This is a genomic window from Streptomyces sp. NBC_01465 (assembly GCF_036227325.1).
Taxonomy (GTDB): Bacteria; Actinomycetota; Actinomycetes; order Streptomycetales; family Streptomycetaceae; genus Streptomyces.
Genome location: NZ_CP109467.1, coordinates 5,744,616 through 5,768,471, shown reverse-complemented (window position 1 = coordinate 5,768,471; position 23,856 = coordinate 5,744,616). Strand labels below are relative to the sequence as shown.

At 70.0% G+C, this 23,856-nt stretch carries 22 protein-coding genes; 10 read left to right on the top strand and 12 right to left on the bottom strand.

Features of this window, described 5'->3' with window-relative positions; genetic code table 11:
* Nucleotides 1-2: 2 nt before the first annotated feature.
* Nucleotides 3-428 carry a DUF6325 family protein gene (locus tag OG707_RS27250; protein ID WP_329122800.1) on the bottom strand — a complete coding sequence of 142 codons (426 nt, stop codon included), beginning with the start codon at nucleotides 426-428 and terminating at the stop codon, nucleotides 3-5.
* A gap of 117 nt (nucleotides 429-545) precedes the next feature.
* Between OG707_RS27250 and OG707_RS27245 the strand changes: the two genes are divergently transcribed.
* The 3 genes from OG707_RS27245 to OG707_RS27235 are packed head-to-tail and all read left to right on the top strand — an operon-like array spanning nucleotide 546 to nucleotide 3,896.
* Entirely contained in the window at nucleotides 546-1,928 is a 1,383-nt protein-coding gene (locus OG707_RS27245) for an FtsW/RodA/SpoVE family cell cycle protein (protein WP_329122798.1), read from the top strand.
* Nucleotides 1,925-3,385: a penicillin-binding transpeptidase domain-containing protein gene (locus tag OG707_RS27240; protein WP_329122796.1), complete on the top strand. Its 1,461-nt coding sequence runs from the start codon at nucleotides 1,925-1,927 to the stop codon at nucleotides 3,383-3,385. Before OG707_RS27245 ends, OG707_RS27240 begins: the two co-directional genes overlap by 4 nt.
* 37 nt (nucleotides 3,386-3,422) lie before the next feature.
* Nucleotides 3,423-3,896, top strand: coding sequence for a DUF3291 domain-containing protein (locus OG707_RS27235; RefSeq protein ID WP_329122792.1), 474 nt, complete (start codon nucleotides 3,423-3,425; stop codon nucleotides 3,894-3,896).
* On the opposite strand, the gene OG707_RS27230 is transcribed toward OG707_RS27235, so the two are convergent.
* From OG707_RS27230 to OG707_RS27220, 3 genes are all read right to left on the bottom strand, one after another.
* Entirely contained in the window at nucleotides 3,893-4,777 is an 885-nt protein-coding gene (locus tag OG707_RS27230) for an ADP-ribosylglycohydrolase family protein (protein ID WP_329122790.1), read from the bottom strand. The two genes, OG707_RS27235 and OG707_RS27230, sit on opposite strands and share 4 nt — an antisense overlap.
* A gap of 66 nt (nucleotides 4,778-4,843) precedes the next feature.
* The gene (locus OG707_RS27225; RefSeq protein WP_329127988.1) at nucleotides 4,844-5,662 is read right to left on the bottom strand and encodes a hypothetical protein; all 819 of its coding nucleotides are present in this window, start codon (nucleotides 5,660-5,662) and stop codon (nucleotides 4,844-4,846) included.
* Between the two features lie 42 nt (nucleotides 5,663-5,704).
* Nucleotides 5,705-6,811: a ferritin-like domain-containing protein gene (locus OG707_RS27220; RefSeq protein ID WP_329122788.1), complete on the bottom strand. Its 1,107-nt coding sequence runs from the start codon at nucleotides 6,809-6,811 to the stop codon at nucleotides 5,705-5,707.
* 163 nt (nucleotides 6,812-6,974) lie between these two features.
* Between OG707_RS27220 and OG707_RS27215 the strand changes: the two genes are divergently transcribed.
* The 4 genes from OG707_RS27215 to OG707_RS27200 all read left to right on the top strand — a co-directional run bounded on the left by OG707_RS27215 (nucleotide 6,975) and on the right by OG707_RS27200 (nucleotide 10,249).
* Nucleotides 6,975-7,907, top strand: coding sequence for an AurF N-oxygenase family protein (locus OG707_RS27215; RefSeq protein WP_329122786.1), 933 nt, complete (start codon nucleotides 6,975-6,977; stop codon nucleotides 7,905-7,907).
* 26 nt (nucleotides 7,908-7,933) lie between these two features.
* Nucleotides 7,934-8,656 carry a TetR/AcrR family transcriptional regulator gene (locus OG707_RS27210; protein ID WP_329122784.1) on the top strand — a complete coding sequence of 241 codons (723 nt, stop codon included), beginning with the start codon at nucleotides 7,934-7,936 and terminating at the stop codon, nucleotides 8,654-8,656.
* 24 nt (nucleotides 8,657-8,680) lie between these two features.
* A complete protein-coding gene (locus OG707_RS27205) occupies nucleotides 8,681-8,992 on the top strand; it encodes a hypothetical protein (protein ID WP_329122782.1) in 312 nt (103 codons plus the stop codon).
* Nucleotides 8,993-9,067: 75 nt separating this feature from the next.
* On the top strand, nucleotides 9,068-10,249 hold the full coding sequence (locus OG707_RS27200; RefSeq protein WP_443071398.1) for an NlpC/P60 family protein: 1,182 nt from the start codon (nucleotides 9,068-9,070) through the stop codon (nucleotides 10,247-10,249).
* Nucleotides 10,250-10,510: 261 nt separating this feature from the next.
* Here the strand turns inward: OG707_RS27200 and OG707_RS27195 are convergent, their stop codons facing one another.
* The 5 genes from OG707_RS27195 to OG707_RS27175 are packed head-to-tail and all read right to left on the bottom strand — an operon-like array spanning nucleotide 10,511 to nucleotide 15,763.
* Complete coding sequence (locus OG707_RS27195; RefSeq protein ID WP_329122778.1) at nucleotides 10,511-11,758, bottom strand: styrene monooxygenase/indole monooxygenase family protein; 1,248 nt, start codon at nucleotides 11,756-11,758, stop codon at nucleotides 10,511-10,513.
* A gap of 13 nt (nucleotides 11,759-11,771) precedes the next feature.
* Nucleotides 11,772-12,383 carry a GTP-binding protein gene (locus OG707_RS27190; protein WP_329122776.1) on the bottom strand — a complete coding sequence of 204 codons (612 nt, stop codon included), beginning with the start codon at nucleotides 12,381-12,383 and terminating at the stop codon, nucleotides 11,772-11,774.
* Complete coding sequence (locus OG707_RS27185) at nucleotides 12,364-12,753, bottom strand: DUF742 domain-containing protein (RefSeq protein WP_329122774.1); 390 nt, start codon at nucleotides 12,751-12,753, stop codon at nucleotides 12,364-12,366. Before OG707_RS27185 ends, OG707_RS27190 begins: the two co-directional genes overlap by 20 nt.
* Nucleotides 12,750-13,235 carry a roadblock/LC7 domain-containing protein gene (locus OG707_RS27180; RefSeq protein WP_329122772.1) on the bottom strand — a complete coding sequence of 162 codons (486 nt, stop codon included), beginning with the start codon at nucleotides 13,233-13,235 and terminating at the stop codon, nucleotides 12,750-12,752. The genes OG707_RS27185 and OG707_RS27180 overlap by 4 nt, the downstream gene beginning before the upstream one ends.
* Entirely contained in the window at nucleotides 13,232-15,763 is a 2,532-nt protein-coding gene (locus OG707_RS27175) for a sensor histidine kinase (RefSeq protein ID WP_329122770.1), read from the bottom strand. Before OG707_RS27175 ends, OG707_RS27180 begins: the two co-directional genes overlap by 4 nt.
* A 328-nt stretch (nucleotides 15,764-16,091) precedes the next feature.
* Here OG707_RS27175 and OG707_RS27170 point away from each other — a divergent pair, with 328 nt between their 5' ends.
* Nucleotides 16,092-16,874, top strand: a complete 783-nt coding sequence (locus OG707_RS27170; RefSeq protein WP_329122768.1) for a protein phosphatase 2C domain-containing protein — start codon at nucleotides 16,092-16,094, stop codon at nucleotides 16,872-16,874.
* A gap of 117 nt (nucleotides 16,875-16,991) precedes the next feature.
* Here OG707_RS27170 and OG707_RS27165 read toward each other — a convergent pair whose 3' ends face one another.
* Nucleotides 16,992-17,486, bottom strand: coding sequence for a MarR family winged helix-turn-helix transcriptional regulator (locus OG707_RS27165; protein WP_329122766.1), 495 nt, complete (start codon nucleotides 17,484-17,486; stop codon nucleotides 16,992-16,994).
* A 203-nt stretch (nucleotides 17,487-17,689) separates the two neighbouring features.
* Between OG707_RS27165 and OG707_RS27160 the strand changes: the two genes are divergently transcribed.
* Nucleotides 17,690-18,514: a lysozyme gene (locus OG707_RS27160; RefSeq protein WP_329122764.1), complete on the top strand. Its 825-nt coding sequence runs from the start codon at nucleotides 17,690-17,692 to the stop codon at nucleotides 18,512-18,514.
* 69 nt (nucleotides 18,515-18,583) lie between these two features.
* Here the strand turns inward: OG707_RS27160 and OG707_RS27155 are convergent, their stop codons facing one another.
* A complete protein-coding gene (locus OG707_RS27155; protein ID WP_443071397.1) occupies nucleotides 18,584-21,361 on the bottom strand; it encodes a M4 family metallopeptidase in 2,778 nt (925 codons plus the stop codon).
* Between the two features lie 192 nt (nucleotides 21,362-21,553).
* Here OG707_RS27155 and OG707_RS27150 point away from each other — a divergent pair, with 192 nt between their 5' ends.
* A complete protein-coding gene (locus OG707_RS27150) occupies nucleotides 21,554-22,567 on the top strand; it encodes a helix-turn-helix domain-containing protein (protein WP_329122761.1) in 1,014 nt (337 codons plus the stop codon).
* A gap of 24 nt (nucleotides 22,568-22,591) precedes the next feature.
* Here OG707_RS27150 and OG707_RS27145 read toward each other — a convergent pair whose 3' ends face one another.
* Nucleotides 22,592-23,686 carry a helix-turn-helix transcriptional regulator gene (locus OG707_RS27145; protein ID WP_329122759.1) on the bottom strand — a complete coding sequence of 365 codons (1,095 nt, stop codon included), beginning with the start codon at nucleotides 23,684-23,686 and terminating at the stop codon, nucleotides 22,592-22,594.
* Nucleotides 23,687-23,856: the final 170 nt, after the last annotated feature.

Sequence of the window (23,856 nt, the reverse complement as noted above, 5' to 3'; positions counted from 1 at the left end):
GGTCAGCCCTCCTGGGACGCGGCGGTGGCGAGTACGGCCTGCACTTCCCGCAGGCGCTCCGGCGGAATGCGTACGGAAGCGGCGATGTGCCCGCCCGCCTCCCGTACGGCGTCGGCCGCGGCCTGCGCCCAGAGGTGCTCGACGAGGACGAGGAGCGCGCAGTTGCCGTTCTCCAGGAGCTCGGCCGCCTCCTTGACGTCCTCGGGCCCGATCAGCTGTGCGGCGTCCTCGCCGACGAGGACGTCCTTCAGTTCCTCGAACTCGGTGAGCTCGGCCGCCAGTACCTCGCCCGCCGCGGTCTTGGTGACCACCAGCGAGTCGACGGGGCGCACCGCACCGCTCTTGCGCAGGGCGGCGATCGCGGCCACGGCGTCGACGTGCAGCTGCTCCTCGGGGAAGGCGAGAACGATGAACTCCACAGGCCCCATATCCGCACTCCTCAGTCGTCAGGTCAGTCGTCAGGCCGTCGTGACAGGCCATCAGCATCCCTCGGCACACTATGACATAAAGGGACATAAGGTCTCTGTCTTGCTACGTTGCCTGGCATGACCGCAACGACGGCGGAAGCACCCCCGCCCGAACTACGCCTCCCCAAGCGGCGCGGCGTCGAGCTCGTGCTTCTCGTCGCCGCCGTCCTGATCTCCGTCTTCGGCTACGTCGACGTCGGTCTCGCCAAGAACGGTTCCGCCCCCGCCGACGCGCTCAGCTACGGCGCCGGGCTCGGCCTCCTCGCGCTCCTGGCCCACCTCGCCGTCCACTTCCGCGCCCCCTACGCGGACCCGCTGCTGCTGCCGATCGCCGTACTCCTCAACGGAATCGGCCTCGTCCTGATCTACCGCCTCGACCTGGAGACCCCCGGCGACCAGGCCGCCCCCACCCAGCTGATCTGGTCCACGCTGGGCGTCGCGCTCTTCATCGCCGTCGTCGTCTTCCTGCGCGACCACCGCGTCCTCCAGCGCTACGCCTACCTCTCGGTGGCCACCGCCCTGGTGCTGATGATCATCCCGATCTTCTTCCCTGCCGTGAACGGCGCGAAGATCTGGATCCGTATCGCGGGCTTCTCCATCCAGCCCGGTGAGTTCGCCAAGATCCTGCTCGCGATCTTCTTCGCCGCGTACCTCGCGGCCAACCGCAACGCCCTCGCCTACACGGGCCGCAAGATCTGGAAGCTCCAGCTCCCCACCATGCGGGTCTTCGCCCCGATCCTCGCGATCTGGCTGATCAGCGTCGGCGTCCTGGTCATGGAGCGCGACCTCGGCACCTCGCTCCTCTTCTTCGGACTCTTCGTGATCATGCTGTACGTGGCCACGGGCCGTGGCAGCTGGATCGCGATCGGGATGGTGCTGGCCGCCGTGGGCGCCGCCGTGGTCGGCACCCTGGAGCCGCACGTCCGCAGCCGCGTCGAGGACTGGCTGCACCCCTTCGCCTCCATCGACGCGGGCGAGGGCGCGAGCCAGCTCGCCCAGTCGCTCTTCGCCTTCGGCGCCGGCGGGATGCTCGGCACGGGCCTGGGCGAGGGCCACTCCATCCTCATCGGCTTCGCCGCCAAGTCCGACTTCATCCTCGCGACGGCGGGCGAGGAGCTCGGCCTCTTCGGCCTCACCGCGATCTTCATGCTGTACGCCCTGCTCGCGGCCCGCGGCTACCGCGCGGGCCTGGCCCTGCGCGACCCCTTCGGGCGGCTGCTCGCGATCGGGCTCGCCTCGATCATCGCCATCCAGGTCTTCGTGATCGCGGGCGGCGTCATGGACCTGATCCCGCTCACCGGCATGGCGATGCCGTTCCTGGCCCAGGGCGGCTCTTCGCTGGTCACCAACTGGATGATCGTGGCGCTGCTGATCCGGATCAGCGACTCGGCCCGTGCCCCGCACCCGGGCACGGTCGAGACCGGCGTCATCGCCCCGATCGTGGAGGACGACGAGTCATGATCCGCTACATCCGCCGCGCGGCCGGCTTCTGTCTGCTCCTGCTGGTCGCACTCCTCCTCAACGCGACCCGCGTCCAGGTCTTCGACGCGGACTCCCTCGACAAGAACCCCGCCAACCGCCGCCAGACGATCGCGCGTTACGACCAGCCGCGCGGGAACATCCTGGTCGACGGCAAGACGGTCACCGGCTCCAAGGACACCGGCGAGCAGCTGCGGTACGAGCGGACGTACAACAACGGCCCGCTGTACGCGCCCGTCACCGGCTACGCCTCGCAGACGTACGGCACCACGCTCATCGAGAACGCCGAGGACGGGATCCTCTCCGGCACCGACTCGATGCTCTCCACCGTGCCGCTCCTCAACGAGCTGACCCGCGCCCAGCAGCCCGGCGGCAACGTCTCCTCCACCATCCAGGCCGACATGCAGAAGGCGGCGTACAACGGTCTCGGCTCCAAGAAGGGCGCGGTCGCCGCGATCGAGCCCACCACGGGCAAGATCCTGGCGCTGGTCTCCACGCCGTCGTACGACCCGGGGCTGATCTCCGGGACGGACTCCTCGTCGACCCGGGCGTGGACCTCGCTCAACTCCGACGTCAACCAGCCGATGCTCAACCGGGCGATCCGCCAGGTGTACGCGCCGGGGTCGACCTTCAAGGTCGTGACGGCGGCGGGGATCCTGGACAGCGGGGTGGCGACCGACATCAACACGCCCACGGACACCCCGAATCCGTACACGCTGCCCGGCACCACCTACCAGCTGACGAACGAGAGCGCGTCGGACCAGTGCAAGAACGCGACGCTGCTCTACGCCTTCGAGGTGTCGTGCAACACGGTCTTCGCCAAGCTGGGCGTGGACGTGGGGCTGAGCGGCATGGTGAAGACCGCGGAGGCCTTCGGCTTCAACGACAGCGGGGTGAAGATCCCTTCGGGGGTCGCCGCCAGCAACTTCGACACCAAGATGAGCAACGACCACCTCGCGCAGTCCTGCATCGGCCAGTACGACACGAGCGCGACGCCGCTGCAGATGGCGATGGTCGCGGCGGCGGTCGCCAACGACGGGCAGATCATGTACCCGCACCTGGTCGACAAGACGACGCGCTCCGACCGCAGCACGGTCTCCGACACCGGCACGAAGAACTACCGGCAGGCGATGAACGTCACCACCGCGACCCAGCTCAAGACGATGATGGAGGCGGTGGTCGCGACGGGGACGGGCACGAACGCGGCGATCGAGGGGGCGACGGTCGGCGGCAAGACGGGCACCGCGCAGAACGGCATCGACAACTCGGGGACGCCGTACGCCTGGTTCATCTCGTACGCGCAGAAGTCGGACTCGAACACCCCGGCAGTGGCGGTCGCGGTGGTCGTCGAGGACGCCTCGGCGAACCGCTCGGACGTGAGCGGGGGCGGGAACGCGGCACCGATCGCGAAGGCGGTCATGGAGGCGGCGCTCAACTGACCGGCGGGCGGCGGGAGTTGTGATTAGAGTGCGCCTCATGACGACTCCTCACATACCCGCCGCATCCTACGAACTCGCCCAGGTCAACATAGCCCGGCTCAAATTCCCCCTGGATTCACCGCAGTTGAAGCCCTTCGTGGACGGCCTGGACCCGGTGAACGCGGTCGCGGACCAGGCCGACGGTTTCGTCTGGCGCCTGCAGACGGAGGCGGGGGACGCGACGGAACTGCGGATCTTCGGGGACGAGTGGCTGATGGTGAACATGTCGGTGTGGCGCGACCCGAACGCGCTCACCGCCTTCATGTACCAGGGGCAGCACCGCGAACTCCTGGGCCGCCGCTACGAGTTCTTCGAGCGGATCGAGGAGGCGATGACGGCGCTGTGGTGGGTCCCGGCGGGTTACCGCCCCACGGTGACGGACGCGGAGGCGCGCCTGGTGGACCTCCGCGAGAACGGCCCCACCCCGACGGCCTTCACCCTGCGCACGAGCTTCCCGCCGCCGGCCGCTTAGCCCTTTCCGGGCAGCGCCTCGCGGCGCTCCAGCCACTCGGGCGGGACGGCGTCGACGCCGGTACGGGCGGCGACGATGCCGCCGGTGATCGCGCACGTCGTGTCGACGTCGCCGAGCCCTTCCGCCGTGGCCCACAGGGCCGCTTCCAGGTCCCCGGAGTGACGGGCCGCCGACCAGACGGCGAAGGGGACGGTGTCGTCGGCGCGGATCCGCTGCCCGTTGCCGAGGAGGTCGGAGGCCTTCCAGGGCTCGGTGACGAAGGGGACGCCGGCGGCCCGCAGGAGGCCGTCGCGCACGGGGCCCTCCGGGGTCCGGTCCGCCACGGCCCGGATGTCGAGTTCTCCCCGTACGGAGAGAGCCGCGGCGGTGGCGACGGCCACGGCGCCCGCGATGCCCTGCGGGTGGGCGTGGGTGACCTCCGCGGACAACTCGGCCTGCCGGGCCACGAGTTCGAGGTCGTCACTGAACCAGGCCCCGAGGGGCGCGACCCGCATGGCGGCCCCGTTGCCGAGGCTGCCTCCGTCGAAGAGGTCCGGCGCGAGGGTGCGCCACTCCTCCGGTGCGGGGAGGAGGGCGGGCAGCAGTGTGTGCATGCCGTACCCGTAGCCGCGCCCCGGATCGGCGTCGAAGGTGAGCGCGAAACAGGCGGCGAGCCGGTCCTGGTCGACGGCGCCGTGCTCGTCGAGGACACGCTGGATCGCCAGCGCGAGGGCGGTGTCGTCAGTCCAGTGCCAGCGGGGCTCTTCGGGGGTGCGGCGGGCGCGGATGTCCTCGTAGGACTGCCGGGGCTCGCGGAAGAGCGGAAACCACCGCTCCCCGAAGGCGTCCCCGAGCGCAAGACCTTCGAGACTGCGGCGGGCGGCGGCGGGGTTGGCGGTCATGGGGCCATGGTGGCGGAGGGCGGCCTGCCCGGGTAGCCCTTTACGGGGTGCAGGCCGCCACCCCGGTCAGCCGAGCGGCTTGCGCATCTCCGTGCGGACCTGGGCCGCCGTTTCCGCTGCTGCTTCCAGGTCGATCTCGGTCGGGGCCTTCAGGATCGTTTCCTGCGTGATCTCCGCGACGGTCGCTCCCGTGTTGCCGTCCGTCCAGGCGCAGACCGGCATGGTGAGGCGCTGGCCGGACTGGGTCGAGGTGAGGACCTCGCAGGCGATCGGGACGTCGGAGCCCGAGGGGTGGAAGTCCTTGGGCTTGACCGCGACCACGGCCTTCGCCCCCTTCGCGGCGCCCTCCATCATGCCGCGGCGGGCCAGGCCGGTGTTCTTGAAGCGGCCGTACATGCCGGACACCGTCAGCTGGCCCTTGGCGTCGTCACCGCCGAGCGCGTACTGGGCGAGCAGGCCGCGGGTGACCTTCGCGTCCCACGCGCCGTCCGCCTCCTTCTTCATCGCCGCGCCCTCGGTGTCGGACAGGTCCTTGGTGAGCTGGTACTTGCCGTCGAGCAGCGTCTTGGGGAGCGTGAGCTGGTACTCCGCCTTCGGGAGGGACACCACCTTCTCGCCGATCATGGCCAGGGCCACCACCCCGCCGACGATCAGCACCACGGCTCCGCCGACGATGCCGAGGATCAGGCCCGTCTTCTTCTTGGGCGGCGGGCCCATCGGCATGCCCATCGGCGGAGCCCCCCAGGGGGCCGGCTGGCCGTAGGGAGCAGGCTGGCCATAGGGGGCGGCGGGCTGCTGGCCGTAGGGGCCCGGCTGCTGCTGGGGGTACGGCGTGGGCGGCTGGCCGAAGGGGTTCGGCTGCGGCTGCTGGGGCGGCGGAGGCATGGACACGCCAGCACGCTACTCCATCCGAGTGGCACCGGTCCCTCAGGAGGCCGCGCCCTCGTCGATCGCCTCCTTCACCTCCGTCACGCGCGCCTGCTCCTCCACCTCGAAGCGCTCGCGGTCCAGCTGTTCCGCGATCTCCTCGTCCTGGGTCATCAGGAGGTCCAGGTTGGAGTTGCCCATCTCGAAGACGCCCATGTCGACGTACGCCTTCTGCAGCCGCTCGCCCCAGAGTCCGATGTCCTTGACGCACGGGACGATGCGGCTGAAGAGCAACTGGCGGAAGAGGGCCAGGAATTCCGACTCCTCCGAGAGCTGTTCGGCCTCCTTCTTCGGGATGCCGAAGTTCTCCAGGACCTCGACCCCGCGCAGGCGGTCGCGCATCAAGTAGCAGCCCTCGATGACGAATTCCTCGCGCTCGCGCAGTTCCGCGTCCGAGAGCTGCTTGTAGTAGTCGCGCAGCGCCATGCGGCCGAAGGCGACGTGGCGGGCCTCGTCCTGCATCACGTACGCGAGGATCTGCTTGGGCAGCGGCTTGTCCGTGGTGTCGCGGATCATGCCGAAGGCGGCGAGGGCGAGGCCTTCGATGAGGACCTGCATGCCGAGGTAGGGCATGTCCCAGCGGGAGTCGCGCAGGGTGTCGCCGAGGAGGCCCTGGAGGTTGTCGTTGATCGGGTAGAGCATGCCGATCTTGTCGTGGAGGAAGCGTCCGTAGATCTCGGCGTGCCGGGCCTCGTCCATGGTCTGCGTCGCCGAGTAGAACTTGGCGTCCAGGTCGGGGACCGACTCGACGATGCGGGCGGCGCAGATCATCGCGCCCTGCTCACCGTGCAGGAACTGGCTGAACTGCCAGGCCGTGTAGTGGCGCCGGAGGTCGCCCTTGTTCTTGTCGGTCATCTTCGCCCAGTACGGGGTGCCGTAGAGGGTCATCGCCTCGTCGGGGGTGCCGAGCGGGTCGTACGGATCCACTTCCAGGGACCAGTCGATGCGCTTGGCGCCGTCCCACTGCTTGTCCTTGCCCTTCTGGTACAGGGCGAGGAGGCGGTCGCGGCCGTCGTCGTACTCCCAGCTGAACCGTGCTGAACTGGACGACGGTACTTGCCAGTTGGGGTCGATCGGTCCGCCCGTGTAGAGCTCATGTGTCGACATACAGCGCAGGTTCACACGTTGGTAGACGCCGGGTCAACAAGTCGTGCGTGAGGGATTGACGAGCTTGCTGACAAGCAGTCTCATAAGACGTGACCGTTGGTAACCCGCCCGGTGACCCGACGGATGACCCGACCTCTCCGACGCGCAAGAGGTGCCCTCAGAGATGACCTCCGTGACCGAACGCGAAGTGCTCCGCGACGCCCTCGGCCTCCTCAGGGACCGCGAACAGGTCGCCCGGCGGCTGCTCGAATCGTCCGCCAAGCACTCCTTCGACCCCGAGAAGGAACTCGACTGGGAAGCACCCGTCGAGGACGGGAAGTGGTTCTGGCCGCCGGAGCTGCTGTCGCTGTACGACACCCCGATGTGGCGCAGGATGAGCGAGGACCAGCGCATGGACCTCGCCCGTCACGAGGCCGCGTCGCTCGCCTCGCTGGGGATCTGGTTCGAGATCATCCTGATGCAGCTGCTCGTACGGCACATCTACGACAAGTCCCTGACCAGTCAGCACGTCCGCTACGCCCTGACCGAGATAGCCGACGAGTGCCGGCACTCGATGATGTTCGCCAAGATGATCCAGAAGGGCGGGGCGCCGACCTATCAGGTGCCGCGCTTCTACCACAATCTGGCGCGCGTCCTGAAGACCGTCTCGACCACACCCGGGTCGTTCTCCGCCACGCTGCTGGGTGAGGAGATCCTCGACTACATGCAGCGGTTGACCTTCCCGGACGAGCGCGTGCAGACCCTGGTGCGGGGCGTCACCCGTATCCATGTGGTCGAGGAGGCGCGCCATGTGCGGTACGCACGCGAGGAGTTGAGGCGCCAGATGGTCACCGCACCGCGCTGGGAGCAGCGCTTCACCCGGATCAGCAGCGGACAGGCCGCGCGCGTCTTCTCCACCTGCTTCGTCAACCCGCAGGTGTACACGAACGTCGGCCTCGACCGGCGGGAAGCCGTCGCCCAGGTGAAGGCGAGCGGCCACCGGGCGGAGGTCATGCAGAACGGGGCCCGGCGGCTGACCGACTTCTTGGATGACATCGGCGTCTTGCAGGGGGCGGGGCGGCGGCTGTGGGTGAGCTCCGGACTGCTGGCCCGCTGACCTCCGTACGGGATTACGCTGCGAGGGTGACCCCCGCAGCAGTCCCCGCCTACCGCCGGCTCAGCGTCGCGGAGCGCCGCAGCCAGCTCCTCGACGCCGCACTGTCGCTCTTCGCGCACCGGGCTCCCGAGGACGTCTCGCTCGACGAGGTCGCCGAGACGGCCGGGGTGTCGCGGCCGCTCGTCTACCGGTACTTCCCCGGCGGCAAGCAGCAGTTGTACGAGGCTGCCCTGCGGTCGGCCGCCGACGAGCTGGAGCAGTGCTTCGCCGAATCCCAGAGCGGGCCGCTGACGTTGCGGCTGACGCGGGCGCTGGATCGGTATCTGACCTTTGTGGACCAGCACGACACCGGGTTCTCCGCGCTGCTGCAGGGCGGCTCCGTCGCCGAGACGTCCCGTACGAGTGCGATCGTCGACGAGGTACGGCGGACCGCCGCCGAGCAGATCCTCGTCCACCTCCGGATGCCCGACCCCGGACCCCGGCTGCGGATGATGGTCCGGACGTGGATCGCCGCCGTCGAGGCGGCGTCGCTGATCTGGCTCGACGAGGGGAAGCAGCCGCCGCTGGGCGAGTTGCGCGACTGGCTCGTCGACCATCTGGTGGGGCTGCTGACCGTCACCGCCGCGACCGACGCCCAGGCCGCCGAGGCCGTGAAGGCCGCGCTGGCGCTGGAGACGCCGGAGGGGTCGGCGGGGGTGCTGGCCCGGCGGGTGATCCCCGTCGTCGGCGAGGCCGCCCACCTGCTGTGACACCGGTGGGGTGACACTGGTGGGGTGAAGAGCGAAGACACCCCCTTCGAGGGCGGGCCCCTGGACGGACGCGTGCTGCCCGTACTGCTCGGGCCCACCGGGCATCCGCCGAAGCTGTACAACGTGCCGGTACCGGACGCGGACGGCGGGGCGCCGACCGTGCTCGTGTACGTACGGACTCCTGCGGCAGCGTCCGGGCGGGTCGGGCTGACCCGGCGGTGGAAGTACGTCCACTCCCCCGAGGGGAAGCCGCCTTCGGGGGTGCGGTGGCCGTGGTCGAAGCCGGACGCGGCGACAGGGCCGGACGCCACGCCGGGGATGGACCGGACCGAGTGACCTCGTTGGGCCGAATCGGTCACCCCTGAGGCGGTTCCGTCGCCATCGCCCCATGGTCGGGGCGGAGGTGATGGGATGTCAGGGCGACTTCTCCGGTCCATCTGCACGGCTGCCATGGCGACGGTGATCGCGGCGACGCCGGCTCTCGCGTTCGCGGTGCCGGGGGATCCTGGGGATCCCGTGGATTCCGTGGATTCCGTGAGCTCGCCGCCCACGACGGTCGCGGGGGCGCTCACCGAGATGCAGACCCTGTACCGGCAGGCGGAAGAGGCGAGCGAGACGTACAACGCCACCGCCGCCGACCTGAAGGCGCAGACCGCCGAGACGAAACGGCTGGGGGCGCAGCTCGCGAAGGTGCGGATCGCCCTGGCGGGCGGGCGGAGCGAGGTCGGGCGGATGGCCCGGGAGCAGTACCAGGGGCAGACCGGTCTGTCGGACTACATGCAGTTGCTGCTCGCGCGGAGCCCGCAGGAGTTCATCGACCAGGGCCATCAGATCGAGCGGGCCTCCTCGGAGCGGCTGGCTCGGGTGAGCCGGCTCGAAGGGTCGGAGGTGCGGGCGAGTGAGCTGGCCGCCAAGTCTCAGGAGGCGCTGGATGCGGAGCAGGTGCTTGCGGCGAAGCAGAAGAAGCAGCGGGATGCGGTGCAGGGGCGGCTCAAGTCGGTGGAGACGCTGCTTGCTTCGCTGAGCGCACAGCAACTCGCCGATGTGGCGCGGCTGGAGCAGGCTTCCGTCGACTCCGCGCAGCGCACGCTGATCGACTCCGGTGTGCTGGCCGGGTCGCCGGGTGCGCCTGCGGGGGCGCCTTCGCGGGCGGGGAATGCGGCGCTGTCGTACGCGGTGCGACAGGTCGGGAAGCCGTATGTGTGGGGGGCGGAGGGGCCCGAGTCGTTCGACTGCTCGGGGCTCACTTCGCAGGCGTGGGCGTCTGCGGGGCGGGTGATTCCGCGGACTTCGCAGGAGCAGTGGGCTCAGCTGAAGCGGGTTCCGCTGCGGGAGCTGCGGCCCGGGGATCTGGTGATCTACTTCCCCGGGGCGACGCATGTGGCGATCTATCTGGGGGACGGGATGGTGGTGCAGGCGCCGCGGCCGGGGGACGTGGTGAAGGTGTCGCCGATCGCGTCCAATCCGTTGTTGGGGGCGGTGCGGCCGGATCCTGGGGCGGGGGCGATGGCGTCGTATGCGCCGCCCGTGGTGCCGGAGATTTCCCCCACCCCGCCCCTTCCCGAAACTGGGGCTGCGCCCCAGACCCCCTAGCGGGGGTGGGGTGGGCCGGGGCTGCGCGCCCCGGACCCCGCCTTTGCGGGGGCTTCGCCCCCTGCGCCCCCGTACGCGACCTTCGGCCGCGTGTCCTCAATCGCCGGACGGGCTGATTTTGCCCACCTGAGCTCACACGCGCGGGCTCATACAACCCGCAGAAAACGAGCCCGCAGGGGCAAAATCAAGCCCCTCCGGCGATTGAGGAGCGGGGGTCCGGGGGCGGAGCCCCCGGAGGAGGCGCGCCCCGACACGGCCCGCTTACGCCGCTGACGCAGCCGCCGCGACCCCACCCACATACGCGTTCGTCTTCTCCGGGTCGTAGAAGAAGTTCTCGAAGTCCGCCGGGTTGTTGAACCCGTTCGCGAAACGGTCCGCCACCGGCTGGAGCTGACCCGCCGCGCCGATCAGGTTCAGTACGTGCTCCGGCGGAACCCCCAGCATCGCGTTCGTCCACTTCGTGACGTGCTGTGCCGTGTTCCAGTAGCCGTCGAACGTCTGCTGCATCCAGGCCTCGTCGAAGGGCTGGTCTCCCCTGGTCACGATCGACTCCAGGTACGAAGCCGCGCACTTCGACGCCGAGTTGGAGCCCTGGCCCGTGATCGGGTCGTTCGCGACCACCACGTCCGCGACGCCAAGCACCAGGCCGCCGCCGGGCAGGCGGCCGATCGGGTTGCGGACCGTGGGGGCGTAGCGGCCCGCCAATGTGCCGCCCGCGTCGGTGAGTTCGACCTTGGTCGCCCTTGCGTACTCCCAGGGCGTGAACTTCTCCATCAGTTCCAGGGTGAGGGACAAGTGGTCCTTGGGGTCCTTCACTCCCTGGAACGCGTCCAGCGGGCCGCCGGGGATTCCCTCCCAGAAGAGGATGTCCGCGCGGCCCGTCGTCGTCAGCGTCGGCATCACGAAGAGCTCGCCGACCCCCGGGACCAGGTTGCAGCGGACGGCGTCGAAGTCCGGGTGCTCCGGGCGCGGGCCCATGCCGTGGACGTACGCGACCGCCAGGGCGCGCTGCGGTACCGAGAACGGGGAGCGCGACTCGTCGCGGCCGAACATCGAGACCAGTTCGCCCTTGCCCGCCGAGACCATCACCAGGTCGTAGGTGCGGGCGAAGAAGTCGAGGTCGGAGACTGCCGCTCCGTGGATGACCAGCTGGCCGCCGCGCTGGGCGAACGTCTCCATCCAGCCGGCCATCTTCACGCGCTGGTCCACTGATTGCGCGTAGCCGTCGAGCTTTCCCACCCAGTCGATCACTCGCTGAGACTCCGGGCCCGCCACCGAGACGCCCACGCCCTCGATCCTCGGCGCCTGCGACTCCCAGAAGTTGATCCCCAGGTCCCGCTCGTGCTGGAGCGCCGTGTCGAACATGCACTGGGTCGACATGACCCGGCCGCCCCGGATCTCGTCCGCGGTGCGGTTGGACATGAGGGTGACCTCGTAGCCCTGCGACTGGAGACCGAGGGCGAGTTGGAGCCCGGACTGGCCGGCTCCGACGATGAGTATCTTCCGCATGGCGGGGTTGCTCCTATTCGGGGGTGGTGTCGAGCGCGTGACCCACCAGGGTCAGCAGCGACTCGATCACCGTGATGCGGTTGCGCGCGTCCATGATCCGGACGGGGACGTGGGCGGGGATGGTGAGGGCTTCTCGTACGTCGGCCGCCTCGAAGCCCGGGGTTCCCTCGAAGTGGTTGACCGCCACGACGTAGGGCAGTCCGCACGACTCGAAGTAGTCCAGGGCCGGGAAGCAGTCCGCCAGGCGGCGCGTGTCCGCGAGGACCACCGCGCCGATCGCGCCGCGCACCAGGTCGTCCCACATGAACCAGAAGCGCTGCTGGCCGGGGGTGCCGAAGACGTACAGGACGAGGTCGTCGTCGAGCGTGATCCGGCCGAAGTCCATCGCGACGGTGGTCGTCTGCTTGTCGGGGGTGTCGCTGAGGTCGTCGGTGTCCTCGCTCGCCTGCGTCATCAGCGCTTCGGTCTTCAGCGGGGTGATCTCTGAGACTGACGAGACGAACGTGGTCTTGCCTACGCCGAAACCCCCCGCCACCACGATCTTCGTGGAGACAGGAGCCCTGGTGCGGTCGTTCTGCCACGCCTGGATGTTGTCCTCGGCGAGGTCAGAGACGGCGGAGTCCACTCAGCACCCTTTCGAGCAACGCACGGTTGGGCTGGCCCTCGCCGTGCCCGGTTCCGTACACACGGATCTTTCCCTGGTCGGCGAGGTCGCTGAGGAGTACGCGGACCACGCCGAGCGGCATCTTGAGGAGCGCCGAGATCTCGGCGACCGTACGCATCCGGCGGCAGATCTCGACGATCGCCTGCATCTCCGGCATGAGGTGCTTCGGGCCGCCACTGAGGAGTTCGGGACGCGTGGGTGGTGCGTCCAGTGCCGCCACGAAGGTCTCCACGAACAGGACGTGGCCGAACTTGGTGCGGCCACCGGTGAGCGAGTACGGGCGTACGCGCGCGGGGCGGCGGGCGGGGAGCTGGGGTACGGGCGGGGTCACCTGGTGCTCTCCATGGATTTGCGCAGCTCGCTGCGGAGTTCGGGGGTCAGGACGTGTCCGGCGCGGCCGACGAAGAGCGCCATGTGGTACGCGACGACGCTCATGTCGCAGTCGGGTGTCGCGTGCACGCCGAGCAGCGAGCCGTCGCTGATCGACATGACGAAGACGCTGCCCTCCTCCATCGCGACCATCGTCTGCTTCACGCCGCCGCCGTCCATCAGCTTGGCCGCGCCGACGGTGAGGCTGGCGATGCCGGAGACGATGGTGGCGAGGTCCGCCGAGGAGCCCTTGGGGCCGCTGCTCCGTGCCTCGGGTGCGGTGCCCTCGTCGGGCTCCGAGGAGAGCAGCATCAGGCCGTCGGAGGAGACGACCGTGACGGAGTGGACCCCTGGCACCTCCTCCACGAGGTTCTGCAGCAGCCAGTGCAGGTTGCGGGCCTCACTGCTCAATCCGTATGCGCCGGTTGTGCTGGGTGCGGTCAACTGCGTGCCTCCTCGACACTGTCCCCCGCGTCGTCGGTGTCCGCCGAGTCGTCGATTTCTGCCTGTACGTCTCTGCGGCCGTCCTTGGCCCCCTGGTGGAAGCCTCCGAGCCTGCGGCGCAGGGCATCGGCGTCCACGCCGGCGGGGCGCTTCTTGGGCTCCGCCGACGCCGACGGGGTGATCTTGGGGGTGCGCTTGGGGAGACCCTTGGGGGTGGTCAGGGTCTCGGTCGCGGGCTTCGGTGCGGGTTCCGGCTCCGGTGCGGGCTCGGGCTCCGGCGGCGGTACCGGCAGGCGCATCGTGAACGTCGGCTCGTCCACCTCGGGCTCGGGCGCGCGCTCGTGGGCGTCGGGGCCGATCTCGTAGCGCGCACGTGAACGCGTGGGCAGCGCATTGGAGTTGGCCTCCGCGACCTGGCCCGGCAGGTTCAGCGCGGGCGCGGCGCCCGGCACCGGTGCGCGGCGCGGGACGGCGAGGACCGGCGGCTCCGTGGGGAGCAGCGCGGGGGGCAGGACCACGACCGCGGCCGTGCCGCCCTGCTGCTGCTCGCGGAGTTCGATCCGTACGCCATGACGCGCGGCCAGCAGCGCCGCCACGTGCAGGCCGAGGCCCGTGGTGGGGTCCGCGGACTCGGGGTCCGGGGTGGCGAGGCGGGCGTTGATCTCGGTGCGGCGGGCCGGGGCCATGCCGATGCCCTCGTCCTGGACGGAGACCATCACCTCGCCGCTCTCCAGCATCCAGGCGGAGAGCTGCACCTGGGCGTCGGGCGGGGAGAACGCGGCCGCGTTCTCCAGGAGTTCGGCGACGAGGTGGCTGATGTCGTCGGCGGCGAAGCCCGCGACCTGGGCGTGCGGCGGGAGCGACTGGATCGCCACGCGCTCGTAGCGCTCGATCTCGGAGACGGCCGCGCGCAGGACGTCGACGAGCGGGACCGCGCCGCCGTGGGCGTGGCCGTGCTCGGCGCCTGCCAGGACGAGGAGGTTCTCGCTGTGGCGGCGCAGCACGGTCGCCATGTGGTCGAGCTTGAAGAGGGTGGCGAGACCTTCAGGGTCCTGCTCGCGCTCTTCGAGGGACTCGATGACGGTGAGCTGGCGGTCGACGACGCCGAGGCTGCGCAGGGCGAGGTTGACGAAGGTGGAGTGGACCGTGGAGCGCAGCCGGTCCAACTGGGCGGCGACCTGGGCCGATTCGGCCTCCAGGGCGGCTGTACGGGCTTCGAGTTCGGCGCGTTCGGCGGCCAGCATCTCGCGGCTGTCGGCCAGTTCACTGTGGTCGCCGACGAGGGACTGGGCGCGCGAACCGGCGGCGAGCAGCTTGCCGTGCAGGGTGTTCAGCGACCGTACGACCTGGGCGAACTCGTCGTTGCGGCCGGTGAAGCGCACCGGCTCCTCCGCCTCGGGGTCGGCGGCCAGGCGGGCCGCGCCGATCCGCAGGACGGCGAGCGGGCGGGTGAGGGTGCGGGCCACGGCGGTGGAGACGCCGATCGCCAGGAGCAGCAGTGCGGCTGTCTCGGCGATCTGGATCTCCAGCGCGGTGACCTTGTCGTCGCGGAGCTTCGCCAGCTGCTTCTCCTGCTCGACGCCCAGGGTCGACTCGACGCTGCGCATCTGGTCCGTACGGGCGGAGAGCGCGTCGTCGAGCTTGCTCTTGCTGGTGTCGAGGTCGGCGCCGGAGAGCTGCGGCTGGTCGGCGAGGCGGGTCAGATAGCGCTCGGCGCTGTTGACCTCGGTGCCGGAGACCGTGGCGGAGAGGGATTCGCGGGCGTCGGGCTGCGCGGCCTGGTCGAAGTCGGCCAGTGCGCCGAGTTCACGGACGCGGGCCTGCTGGGCGGCGGAGCTGAGGGCGTCGCGGTCCTTGGCCTTGGGGTCGTCGGACGGCTGCTTGAGGACGTACGTGGCCGTGATCGGGTCGTACACCGACACCTTGGCCGGGCGCGGGACGGCGAGCGCCGCGAGGAGCAGCCCCCGGGTCGCGGATGCCTGGTCGACGGCGCGGGCCAGTGCGAGGGGTGCGCGGGTGGTCGCGGCCGCCTCGGGCGGTGTCCGGTCGGCCAGTTGCTCGGCGAGGTCCTGGAGGGTGGCCACGACCTCGGAGTAGGCCCGTTGGGCGTCGAGGGCGGTGCCCTTGCCCGTCAGTGCCGTACGGCGGATGGCGGGGACGCCCGCGAGTTCGCGGCGGAGGCTGTCGGGGGCGCCGGCCGATGCGGCGCTGATCTCGTCGATCGCCCGGTCGACGCCGCCGGTCTCCGGCTTCTTGCCGTCGCGGCCGCCCGCGATGTAGACGGTCACGTCGTCGCGCTCGTCGGCGAGGGTGTGCGCGAGGGAGACGGCCTGCTGGTTGAGGGCGGCCAGGTCCACCAGGTGCTGGGCGTCCGACACTTCGGACGACGCACTGACGACCGAGGGCGCGCCGGCCGCGAGGACCGTGATCCCGACGACCGCGACACCGGCCACGAGCCTTCTGCGCACGCGCATCGTGCGCGGGTCGTTACTGCCCCGAGGCTGCTTGTTCCGCACCGGTGCTCGCATCCTTGACTCGCTGGTCACACAGAGAAACCCCCGCCCCTGACATGGCTCCTGACCATTTCAGTGGGTGTGGCGAGGGGGCGTGCATCGTCCGGTGGGCCACCCGAACGAGTGAACATCACAGCCGAGTTGGCGAACAACTCTGCGACCGGCGTGCGCGAGGCGCAGTCGGGGACCCGGCTGGATCTTCCGGTGCGCCTTTGGCAGGATGCGCGCCCGCAGCTTCCCGGAGGGGCTTCTTCCGCCTGGACGGGGGTGGTTGACCTGCTGGTTCAGACCAGGTGGTGATCGCTGTGATCGACCCGTGGAGGCGTCGTGCAGACTGGCGTTCATGCGCATCGAAGTCACCACCGTCCCCGGAGATCCCGTACGCCCCAACGAGGACTGGAGCGGCACGGTCCTGCCTGCCTCGGGCGGTGGCGGGGCGCTCGTCGTACTGGACGGGGTGACTCCGCCCGTGGGGGACGACGGGTGTGTGCACGGGGTGCCGTGGTTCACGGCGCGGCTCGGGGGCGCGATGGTCGAACTGTCCGGTTCGCGACGGGATATGACGCTCCCTGAGATCCTGGCGGAAGCAATCCGGCGCACCGCGGATACGCACGCCGGGACCTGTGACCTTTCTCACCCGCGCACACCTCAGGCAACCGTGGTCGCGGCGCGTTGGGACGCGGGCGATCTCGAGTACCTGGTGCTGTCGGACTCCGTCCTGCTGGTGGAGGACGCGGAGGGCGGCGTACGGGCGGTGCTCGACGACCGCCTCGACCGGGTGCCGCGCGAGCTGCTGGCCACGGAGGCTTCGGCGGACTCGGTGCGGAACCAGGAGGGCGGGTTCTTCACGGCCGCGGTGGATCCAGAGGTGGCCGGGCGGGCGGTGGCGGGGCGCGTGCCGGTGGGGGACGTGCGGGCTCTGGCGGCGCTGACCGACGGGGCGAGCCGGTGGGTGGAGAAGTTCGGCGAGGGCGACTGGGCCGACTGCTTCGGGGTTCTGCGGAAGGAGGGGCCGCAGGGGCTCGTCGACCGGGTGCGGGCTCTGGAGGACGGGGATGTGGAGCGGCGGTATCTGCGGCGGAGCAAGACGCATGACGATGCGACGGCGGTGCTGGTGGAGCTCTGAGGGCGTCGCCCTCGGACTCCCGTAAGCGACCTTCGGCCGCTTGTCCTCAATCTCCCCCAAGCTCTCGGCTTCGCTCGAGCAGGGGGGACCCCCTCGACGGGCTTGATGTGCCCCCGCTCATTCCGCCGCCCGCTTGTTGAACTGATGGAGGAGTCTGGCCAGTTCGGCGACCTCGCGCCTGTCCCAGCCGTCCAGCTTCTTCACGTACGTCGCCCGGCGCGCGTCCCGCACCCTGCGCAGCCGCTCGCGACCCTCCTCGGTGAGGTCGATCCGGAACGCACGCCCGTCGACCGGGTCCTGCTCGCGCCGGACCAGGCCCAGCTCCTCCAGCGCCTTCAGCTGCCGGCTCATCGTCGCCTTGCCGACGCCGATGTACGCGGCCAGGTCGGTCGCCCGCTGGACGCCCCACTCGTCGAGGCAGACCAGCAGCCCGTACGCGGCGGCCTCCAGATCGGGGTGGACCGCGCGCGACATCTCGCCCGACGTGGCTCTGGCACGGCGCAGGAAAACGGCCAACTCCCGCTCCAGGGACAGGAATTCCTGGTCCACACCACTTCCAGCCGTGGGCTCCGCTTCACTCCCTGTACCGCTCTCGTGCACGTCAGCACCCATTTCGAGCTTTCCCGATCCTGAAAGTTTCTTTCACCGGCCGACATCGCCGCAGCTCCGTCAGTATTTCGCAGGAGTAGACCATCGGCAGCAACCAGGCCCCCTTCCGCCACACGGGTCTACGTGCGTAGCTTCGTTGGCGCACCACCGCTCAGTCACTGCTCCCCCCACCATCGAGCACCACCGAGCCTTTCGGAGGCACGCACATGCCCGTGCACAGATCCGGAACGGCCGGCCGCGCACCTCTTGCCGCGGCCGGGATCCTCCTCGCAGTCCTCGCTCTCATTCTGGCCCTTCCCGGCAGTGCCGGTGCCGCCCAGGTACCCGCTCGCGGCACCGCCTGGCTGGGTATGGGGGTCGCCGCTCACGACGGCGTCCACACCGGCGGAGTCACTCCCCAGGTCACGCAGACCGAGGGCGTGGACACCAGCAGCCACAACGGCAACGTCGCCTGGTCGACGTTGTGGAGCTCCGGCGTGAAGTGGGCCTATGTGAAGGCCACCGAGGGGACGTACTACACGAACCCCTACTTCGCGCAGCAGTACAACGGCTCGTACAACGTCGGGATGATCCGCGGCTCGTACCACTTCGCCACCCCCGACACCACGACGGGCGCCGCCCAGGCCAACTACTTCATCGCTCACGGCGGTGGCTGGTCGAAGGACGGCAAGACGCTTCCCGGTGCGCTGGACATCGAGTGGAACCCGTACGGAGCGGCCTGCTACGGCAAGACCGCTGCCGGAATGGTCAGCTGGATCAAGGACTTCGTCAACACCTACAAGGCGGCGACCGGCCGCGACCCGGTGATCTACACCGCCACCAGCTGGTGGACCCAGTGCACGGGGAACTCGGCCGCCTTCGGCTCGATCAACCCGCTCTGGATCGCCCGTTACGCCACCTCCGTCGGCACGCTGCCGGCCGGCTGGGGCGTGCAGACGATGTGGCAGTACACCTCGTCAGGCCCCACGGTCGGCGACCACAGCCACTTCAACGGCGCCCTGGACCGCGTCCAGGCCCTCGCCAACGGCTGACCTGTCACACCGACAGCGGCCCCCGGCGCATCGCCGGGGGCCGCTGTCATGTCCGTACGTACGGGATCGTCAGCCGCAGTTCCCTGCCGGACGCTCCCGCGTCACCAGGTCCGTCCAGCCCGTGGTGCCGTCCACCCACACCACACGCTGTCCGCCGTCGGCGGCCGCGTAGAGCTGCTCGCCCCGGTTGCAGGAGACGCGGACCGCGCCGCTCGTGCCGTCCGTCGGGACCTGCCAGAGCTTGGCGAGGGTCTCGTTGCGGTAGGCGGTGTCGGGCTCCTGGGCCGTGACCGTCGCCGAGGTGTCGCTCAGGGTCAGGTCGTAGGCGTAGAGCGCGCCGGTGCCCGACTCGGGGGTGAGGTCGATCAGCTTGGAGCCGTCGTAGTTGGCCCGGCGCACCGACATCGTGCCGTCACCGTCGGTGTCGGCCAGCCACACCACATGGGTGCCGTTGATGCCGGTCTGGCCGACGGAGTACGGCTCGGCGCCGATCTGCGGCATCAGCGTGGTCTTGCCGGTGGTCAGGTCCAGGGTCTCGATGCCCAGGTGGTAGCCGGTCGCGTCCGGCCAGACCTTGGCGTAGGCGAGGGTCCTGCCCTTGACCGAGGGGAGCGCCGAGCTCTTGGAGTACGAGCCGCCGTCGACGTACGCCTGCTTGCCGGTCTTGATGTTGACGTAGCCGGCGTGCCGTCCGCCGAACGGGTCGTACTCCTCGAAGACCACGATGTCTCCGTCGATCTTCAGGTTCTGGAGATCGGTGTAGGAGGACCAGACCTTCTTCGGGGTGCCGCCGGCGATCGGCCGTACGAACACATCGATCGAGCTCTGCCCGAAGGACGCCCAGACGACGTTCTTGCCGTCGGTCGCCGGGTAGACGTTGTAGTTCCCGTTGTTGGGGCTGATCAGGCGCAGACCGCCGCCCGTCGTCCTGCCCGCCCAGACCGAGAACGGCTCGGAGCCGTCGTCGTTGGAGCGCGAGGCCGCCCACCAGCCGCCGCCGGCGCCCGTTCCCGTGGAGTGCGAGTTGATCTTGCCGAGCAGCTTGTCCGAGTCGACGCCGAGCGCGTTCTCCCAGCCCGGGACGATGCCGTGGGCGTTGAACGAGCGGGTGACGACCGCCAGTTGCTTCGACGTGACCCCGAGCGCCTTCGCCGCCGCGATGGTGGCGTTGCGGCCCTGGGTGAAGCCGTCCAGCGGCGTCATGTACTCGCTGAGCGCCTTGTAGGCGATGCGGTCGGCGAGGTCGGCGCCCAGGTCCTGGCGGATGTCCCAGAGCGCGCCCGAGTAGATCGTCGAGTTGAGGTGCACGCCGCCGTTGTCGGTGCCGAAGGAGACCCCGAGGTAGTTCTTGGAGGTCGTGGCGCCGTCGTTGAGGTCGCGGAAGGCGCACTCGCGCGGGGTCTTGCTGCGGCAGAGGTTCTCGCCGAGGAGGCCCGCGTCCGGGTCGGTCATCGAGGTGCCGGAGGCGTCGACGTCGATGGCGTTGCCGAAGTAGTCGGCGATGGCCTCGTTCATGGCGCCGGACTGGCCCGCGTAGACGAGGTTGGCGGTGTTCTCGACGACGCCGTGGGTCATCTCGTGGCCGACGACGTCCAGGTCCGAGGCGAGCGACTTGTACTCGTCGTCGCCCGTGCCGTAGACCATCTTGTCGCCGTCCCAGAAGGCGTTGACGTACGGCTGCCCGAACGACGTGACCCCGACCAGTGAGTTGACGGTACGGCCGCGCCCGTCGAGGCCGTCGCGGCCGTGCACCTTCTTGTAGTAGTCGTACACCTGGCCCGCGGCGACGTGCGCGTCGACCGCGCCCGCCTCGGTGGCGTCGGCGCCGAACTCCTGGGTGGCGGAGCCGAACTCCTTCATGCCGCTGGGCCAGCGGCCGGAGACCTCGGAGACGTCCTTGCCGCGGGCGTCCCAGGTGGTCAGCATGTTCTTGCTGGTGTCCCACATGTGGGCGTAGTCGATCATCACGTACTGGCCGCGCGAGGCGTAGTAGTACAGGTTCAGATCGGCCTTGGTGCCGTCCAGCTTGGTGCCGGTGCCGGTGGTGCCGGGGAAGTCGCCGACCGCCTCGGGCGCCTCGGGCTGTGCGCCCGTGCCGTCGGCGGCCGCCGCGCCCGCCTGGGTCCGCTGCGGGGCGCCGAAGGTTTTGATCGAGCTGTACTGCAGGACGGGGAAGCCCGCGTTCGCGTCGATGTAGACCTGCTGCAGCACCGGGTTCCCGGTGGCGGGGTCGGTGCCCGTGACGGTGACCTGGCGGGTCAGTACGCCCTTGCCCTGCGGCAGGACGATCAGCTTGCCCGCGGTTCCGGTGAGCGGCTTCAGGTCCTTCTTCGCCACGCTCGCCCTGGTCAGCTTCTGGCTTCCGCCGCCCAGTTGGGCCGCGACGGCGCCCACCGCACGCTGGACCGCGACCTGGTCGGAGACCTTGGCGGTGGTTCCGGTGGAGAGCTGGGTGAAGTACTGGCCGGACGTCCCGGTGACCGTCCGCTTCCCGTCCTTCTTGGTCATCCGCACGATGTACTGGCCGCCGAGCACGTCGAGGCCGTGGTACGTCTGCTTCAGCCGTACGGTCTCCTCGGCCCCGTCCTTCGTGGACTGGATCGCCTTCAGGTCGGCCGCCGGATTGCCGATCTTGTAACGGCTCTTCTTCGCGGCGAGATGCCCGGTGGCGGCAGCCGCCGCACTCACCTTCGCATCGGCCGATTCCTTGATTCCGTCCACCAGTGCCGGGGTCGCTGTCTCCGTCCCCGGGATGACTTCGGCAGGCGTTGCGGCCGGCGGGGTCGCCGCCGAGGCCGCGGGCACGACGCCGACCAGCAGGGCGGCGGCGCCCATCAGTGCCGCCACTCCGGTGATCCCGCTTCTGCCAGTGGATCTGCCTGCACGTGCTCTGGATGTACGCAAGGTTCCCCTCCCACGCTGGCTGTCTGGGCATGCCCATGCAACCTCCCGTGACGCGAACTCATCAATGCGTAGCCCGTGTTGACATGTGGACACACACACTTGTGTGGTTGTTGTGACCACGAAAGAATCCGGGTCATGATCCAGGGGGCGGAACTGCAGGACCTCGGCCTGGGGGAGGACGAGGAACGGACCTACGAGGCGTTGCTGAAACAACGCGCCGCACATCACGCCGAGTTGGCGCATCTCCTCGGCATTCCGCGCGGGCGTCTGAACGCGGCCCTGACCAGGCTGTCGGACCATGGATTCATCTCCCCGGCCGACTCGGAATCCCCCGCCGCGCTCCCCCGCCCGGCCGCCCCGGCGGCCGCGATCCGCACGCTGATCCACCGGCGCCAGGCCGAACTCCACCAGCGTTCAGCCGAGTTGGAGCGCCTGATGATGCAGGCGGACCGGATCGCGGGCCGGCTGATGGAGGGATCACCGACCGCCTCCGAGGGCGGGATCGAGATCGTCACCGGCATCCGCGAGATCGGCGAGCGGGCCGAGTCCCTGCTCGCGGGAGCCGAACGCGAGGTGATGATCCTCGACCGCCCGCCGTACGCCAGGGGCCCCGAGACCGAGGAGGGTTCACGCTCGGCGGGGCTCGACATCGAGGCGCTCCTCGACCGGGGCGTGGACGTCCGTACGGTCATCGACCGCGAGGGCCTCGCCTACCCGGGCCGGATGCGCTCCCTGAACACCCTGATCGAGCGCGGACTGCGGGCCCGGGTCACCACGGGCGTCCCGACCAAGCTGATCGTGGTGGACCGCCGTATCACCCTGCTCCCGCCGACGGAGTCCACCGACCCCACCGCCACGGCCCTCGTGGTCGGCGACGCGCTGCTGCGCAACGCGCTGGTCCCCCTCTTCGAGACGGTCTGGGACCAGGCAACTCCCCTGGGCGGAGCCGACGTTCCGCTCCCGGAGACCCAGAAGGAGCTCCTGGGGCTGCTCGCCTCGGGCCTCAAGGACGAGGCGATCGCGCGCCGCATGGGCGTACACGTCCACACGGCACGCCGCCGCATCACCCAGCTCCTGGACTCCCTGGGCGCCGAGACCCGCTTCCAGGCGGGGGCGCAGGCGACGCTGCGGGGCTGGCTCGACTTCTGAGGAGCCGGTGCCCGGACGGACAGCTCAGCCGGCCCCGGTCCCGTCTTCGCCGATCCAGCCCCTTTCGCGGGCCAGCAGAGCGGTCTGGAAGCGGGTCCTGGCGCCGAGCGCCGCCATGATCCGGCTGACATGGGTCTGTACGGTGCGCCGGCTCGTGCCGAGGGCGCGCGCGATGGACTCGTCCTTGAAGCCTGCCGCCATCAGCAGCAGAACCCGCCGGGCGCGTTCGTCCAACTCCCCCGCACCGTCCGGCTCCTGCGCGGGGACCAACGGCATCGCCCGCGCCCAGACGCCTTCGAAGAGCGCCACCATCGCGTCCAGCAGCGGCGAGGGGCGGATGATGAGCGAGCCCGCCTCCGGGGCGTCGGTCTCCAGCGGAATGAACCCCGTCGACCGGTCCATGAGCAGCAGCTTCATGGGAAGGTCGTCCACCAGCCGGGCCTCCTCGCCCAGTTCCATGCTCTCCCTGGCCAGCGCCAGCGTGAACGGCACATCCACGGCCGCGCTGTCGTAGACGGTCCGGTAGCGGACGCCGCGCCGGATGCCCTCGCCCTCCGTGTGCAGCACCTTGTCCACGTCCTGGGGGCTGCCGGGCACGACGTAGGGGGGCTTGGTGAAGACCGAGACCTCCTGCTTCGCGCTCTCCAGCAGGTGCGCGTAGTGCCGCAGCACCTCCCGCCGGCCGACCACGACCTCCAGCATGTCGCTGGGGCCGCTTCTCCCGCCCACCTCGCGGAACCTGCCCTGCAGATCGCGGGCGTAGAGGCGTATCTGGGCGAGTTCGTCCCCGAACCGCGAGACCAGCGACTCCAGTGCGGGCTCGGGCGGGCGGGCCGTGTAGTGCGGTACCGGTGCCGCGGAACGCGTGATGAGGAGCCGACGCTCCAACTGTTCCAGGGCGATGCGCACCGGCGGGACGTCCATGCCGAGCCGCCCCGCGACGGCGTCGGCGGACCGGCCCTCGCCCTCGTCGATGAGGTACAGGTACACGCGCTCGGCCAGCGGACCGATCCCCAGGGCCGCGAGATCGAACCGGGTGTCGGGAATGATCATCGAACCCTCCGCACCCCAGGGGGATTTGACCGGATTGAGCAGGTCGCCGTCCGATTCTGCGTGCATCGTACAGACAGGCGGACGGGCCTCCGCGGCGGGTTCCGCGCTGCGGCTTCTCATTCGCGCACCTTCACATGCCCGCAGCCGGGGAACCTTGTAGTGACCGTGCGGAGAAACGGAAGGTGAACTGCCGCCACCGCGGCCCCTCCTGCCTCCTCACGACGAATCCGGGTTCA

Coding starts and splice junctions, on each gene's coding strand:
- OG707_RS27250 (WP_329122800.1), bottom strand. CDS start 428: ATGGGGCCTGTGGAGTTCATCGTTCTCGCCTTCCCCGAGGAGCAGCTG.
- OG707_RS27245 (WP_329122798.1), top strand. CDS start 546: ATGACCGCAACGACGGCGGAAGCACCCCCGCCCGAACTACGCCTCCCC.
- OG707_RS27240 (WP_329122796.1), top strand. CDS start 1,925: ATGATCCGCTACATCCGCCGCGCGGCCGGCTTCTGTCTGCTCCTGCTG.
- OG707_RS27235 (WP_329122792.1), top strand. CDS start 3,423: ATGACGACTCCTCACATACCCGCCGCATCCTACGAACTCGCCCAGGTC.
- OG707_RS27230 (WP_329122790.1), bottom strand. CDS start 4,777: ATGACCGCCAACCCCGCCGCCGCCCGCCGCAGTCTCGAAGGTCTTGCG.
- OG707_RS27225 (WP_329127988.1), bottom strand. CDS start 5,662: ATGCCTCCGCCGCCCCAGCAGCCGCAGCCGAACCCCTTCGGCCAGCCG.
- OG707_RS27220 (WP_329122788.1), bottom strand. CDS start 6,811: ATGTCGACACATGAGCTCTACACGGGCGGACCGATCGACCCCAACTGG.
- OG707_RS27215 (WP_329122786.1), top strand. CDS start 6,975: ATGACCTCCGTGACCGAACGCGAAGTGCTCCGCGACGCCCTCGGCCTC.
- OG707_RS27200 (WP_443071398.1), top strand. CDS start 9,068: ATGTCAGGGCGACTTCTCCGGTCCATCTGCACGGCTGCCATGGCGACG.
- OG707_RS27195 (WP_329122778.1), bottom strand. CDS start 11,758: ATGCGGAAGATACTCATCGTCGGAGCCGGCCAGTCCGGGCTCCAACTC.
- OG707_RS27175 (WP_329122770.1), bottom strand. CDS start 15,763: ATGCGAGCACCGGTGCGGAACAAGCAGCCTCGGGGCAGTAACGACCCG.
- OG707_RS27170 (WP_329122768.1), top strand. CDS start 16,092: ATGCGCATCGAAGTCACCACCGTCCCCGGAGATCCCGTACGCCCCAAC.
- OG707_RS27165 (WP_329122766.1), bottom strand. CDS start 17,486: ATGGGTGCTGACGTGCACGAGAGCGGTACAGGGAGTGAAGCGGAGCCC.
- OG707_RS27160 (WP_329122764.1), top strand. CDS start 17,690: ATGCCCGTGCACAGATCCGGAACGGCCGGCCGCGCACCTCTTGCCGCG.
- OG707_RS27150 (WP_329122761.1), top strand. CDS start 21,554: ATGATCCAGGGGGCGGAACTGCAGGACCTCGGCCTGGGGGAGGACGAG.
- OG707_RS27145 (WP_329122759.1), bottom strand. CDS start 23,686: ATGCACGCAGAATCGGACGGCGACCTGCTCAATCCGGTCAAATCCCCC.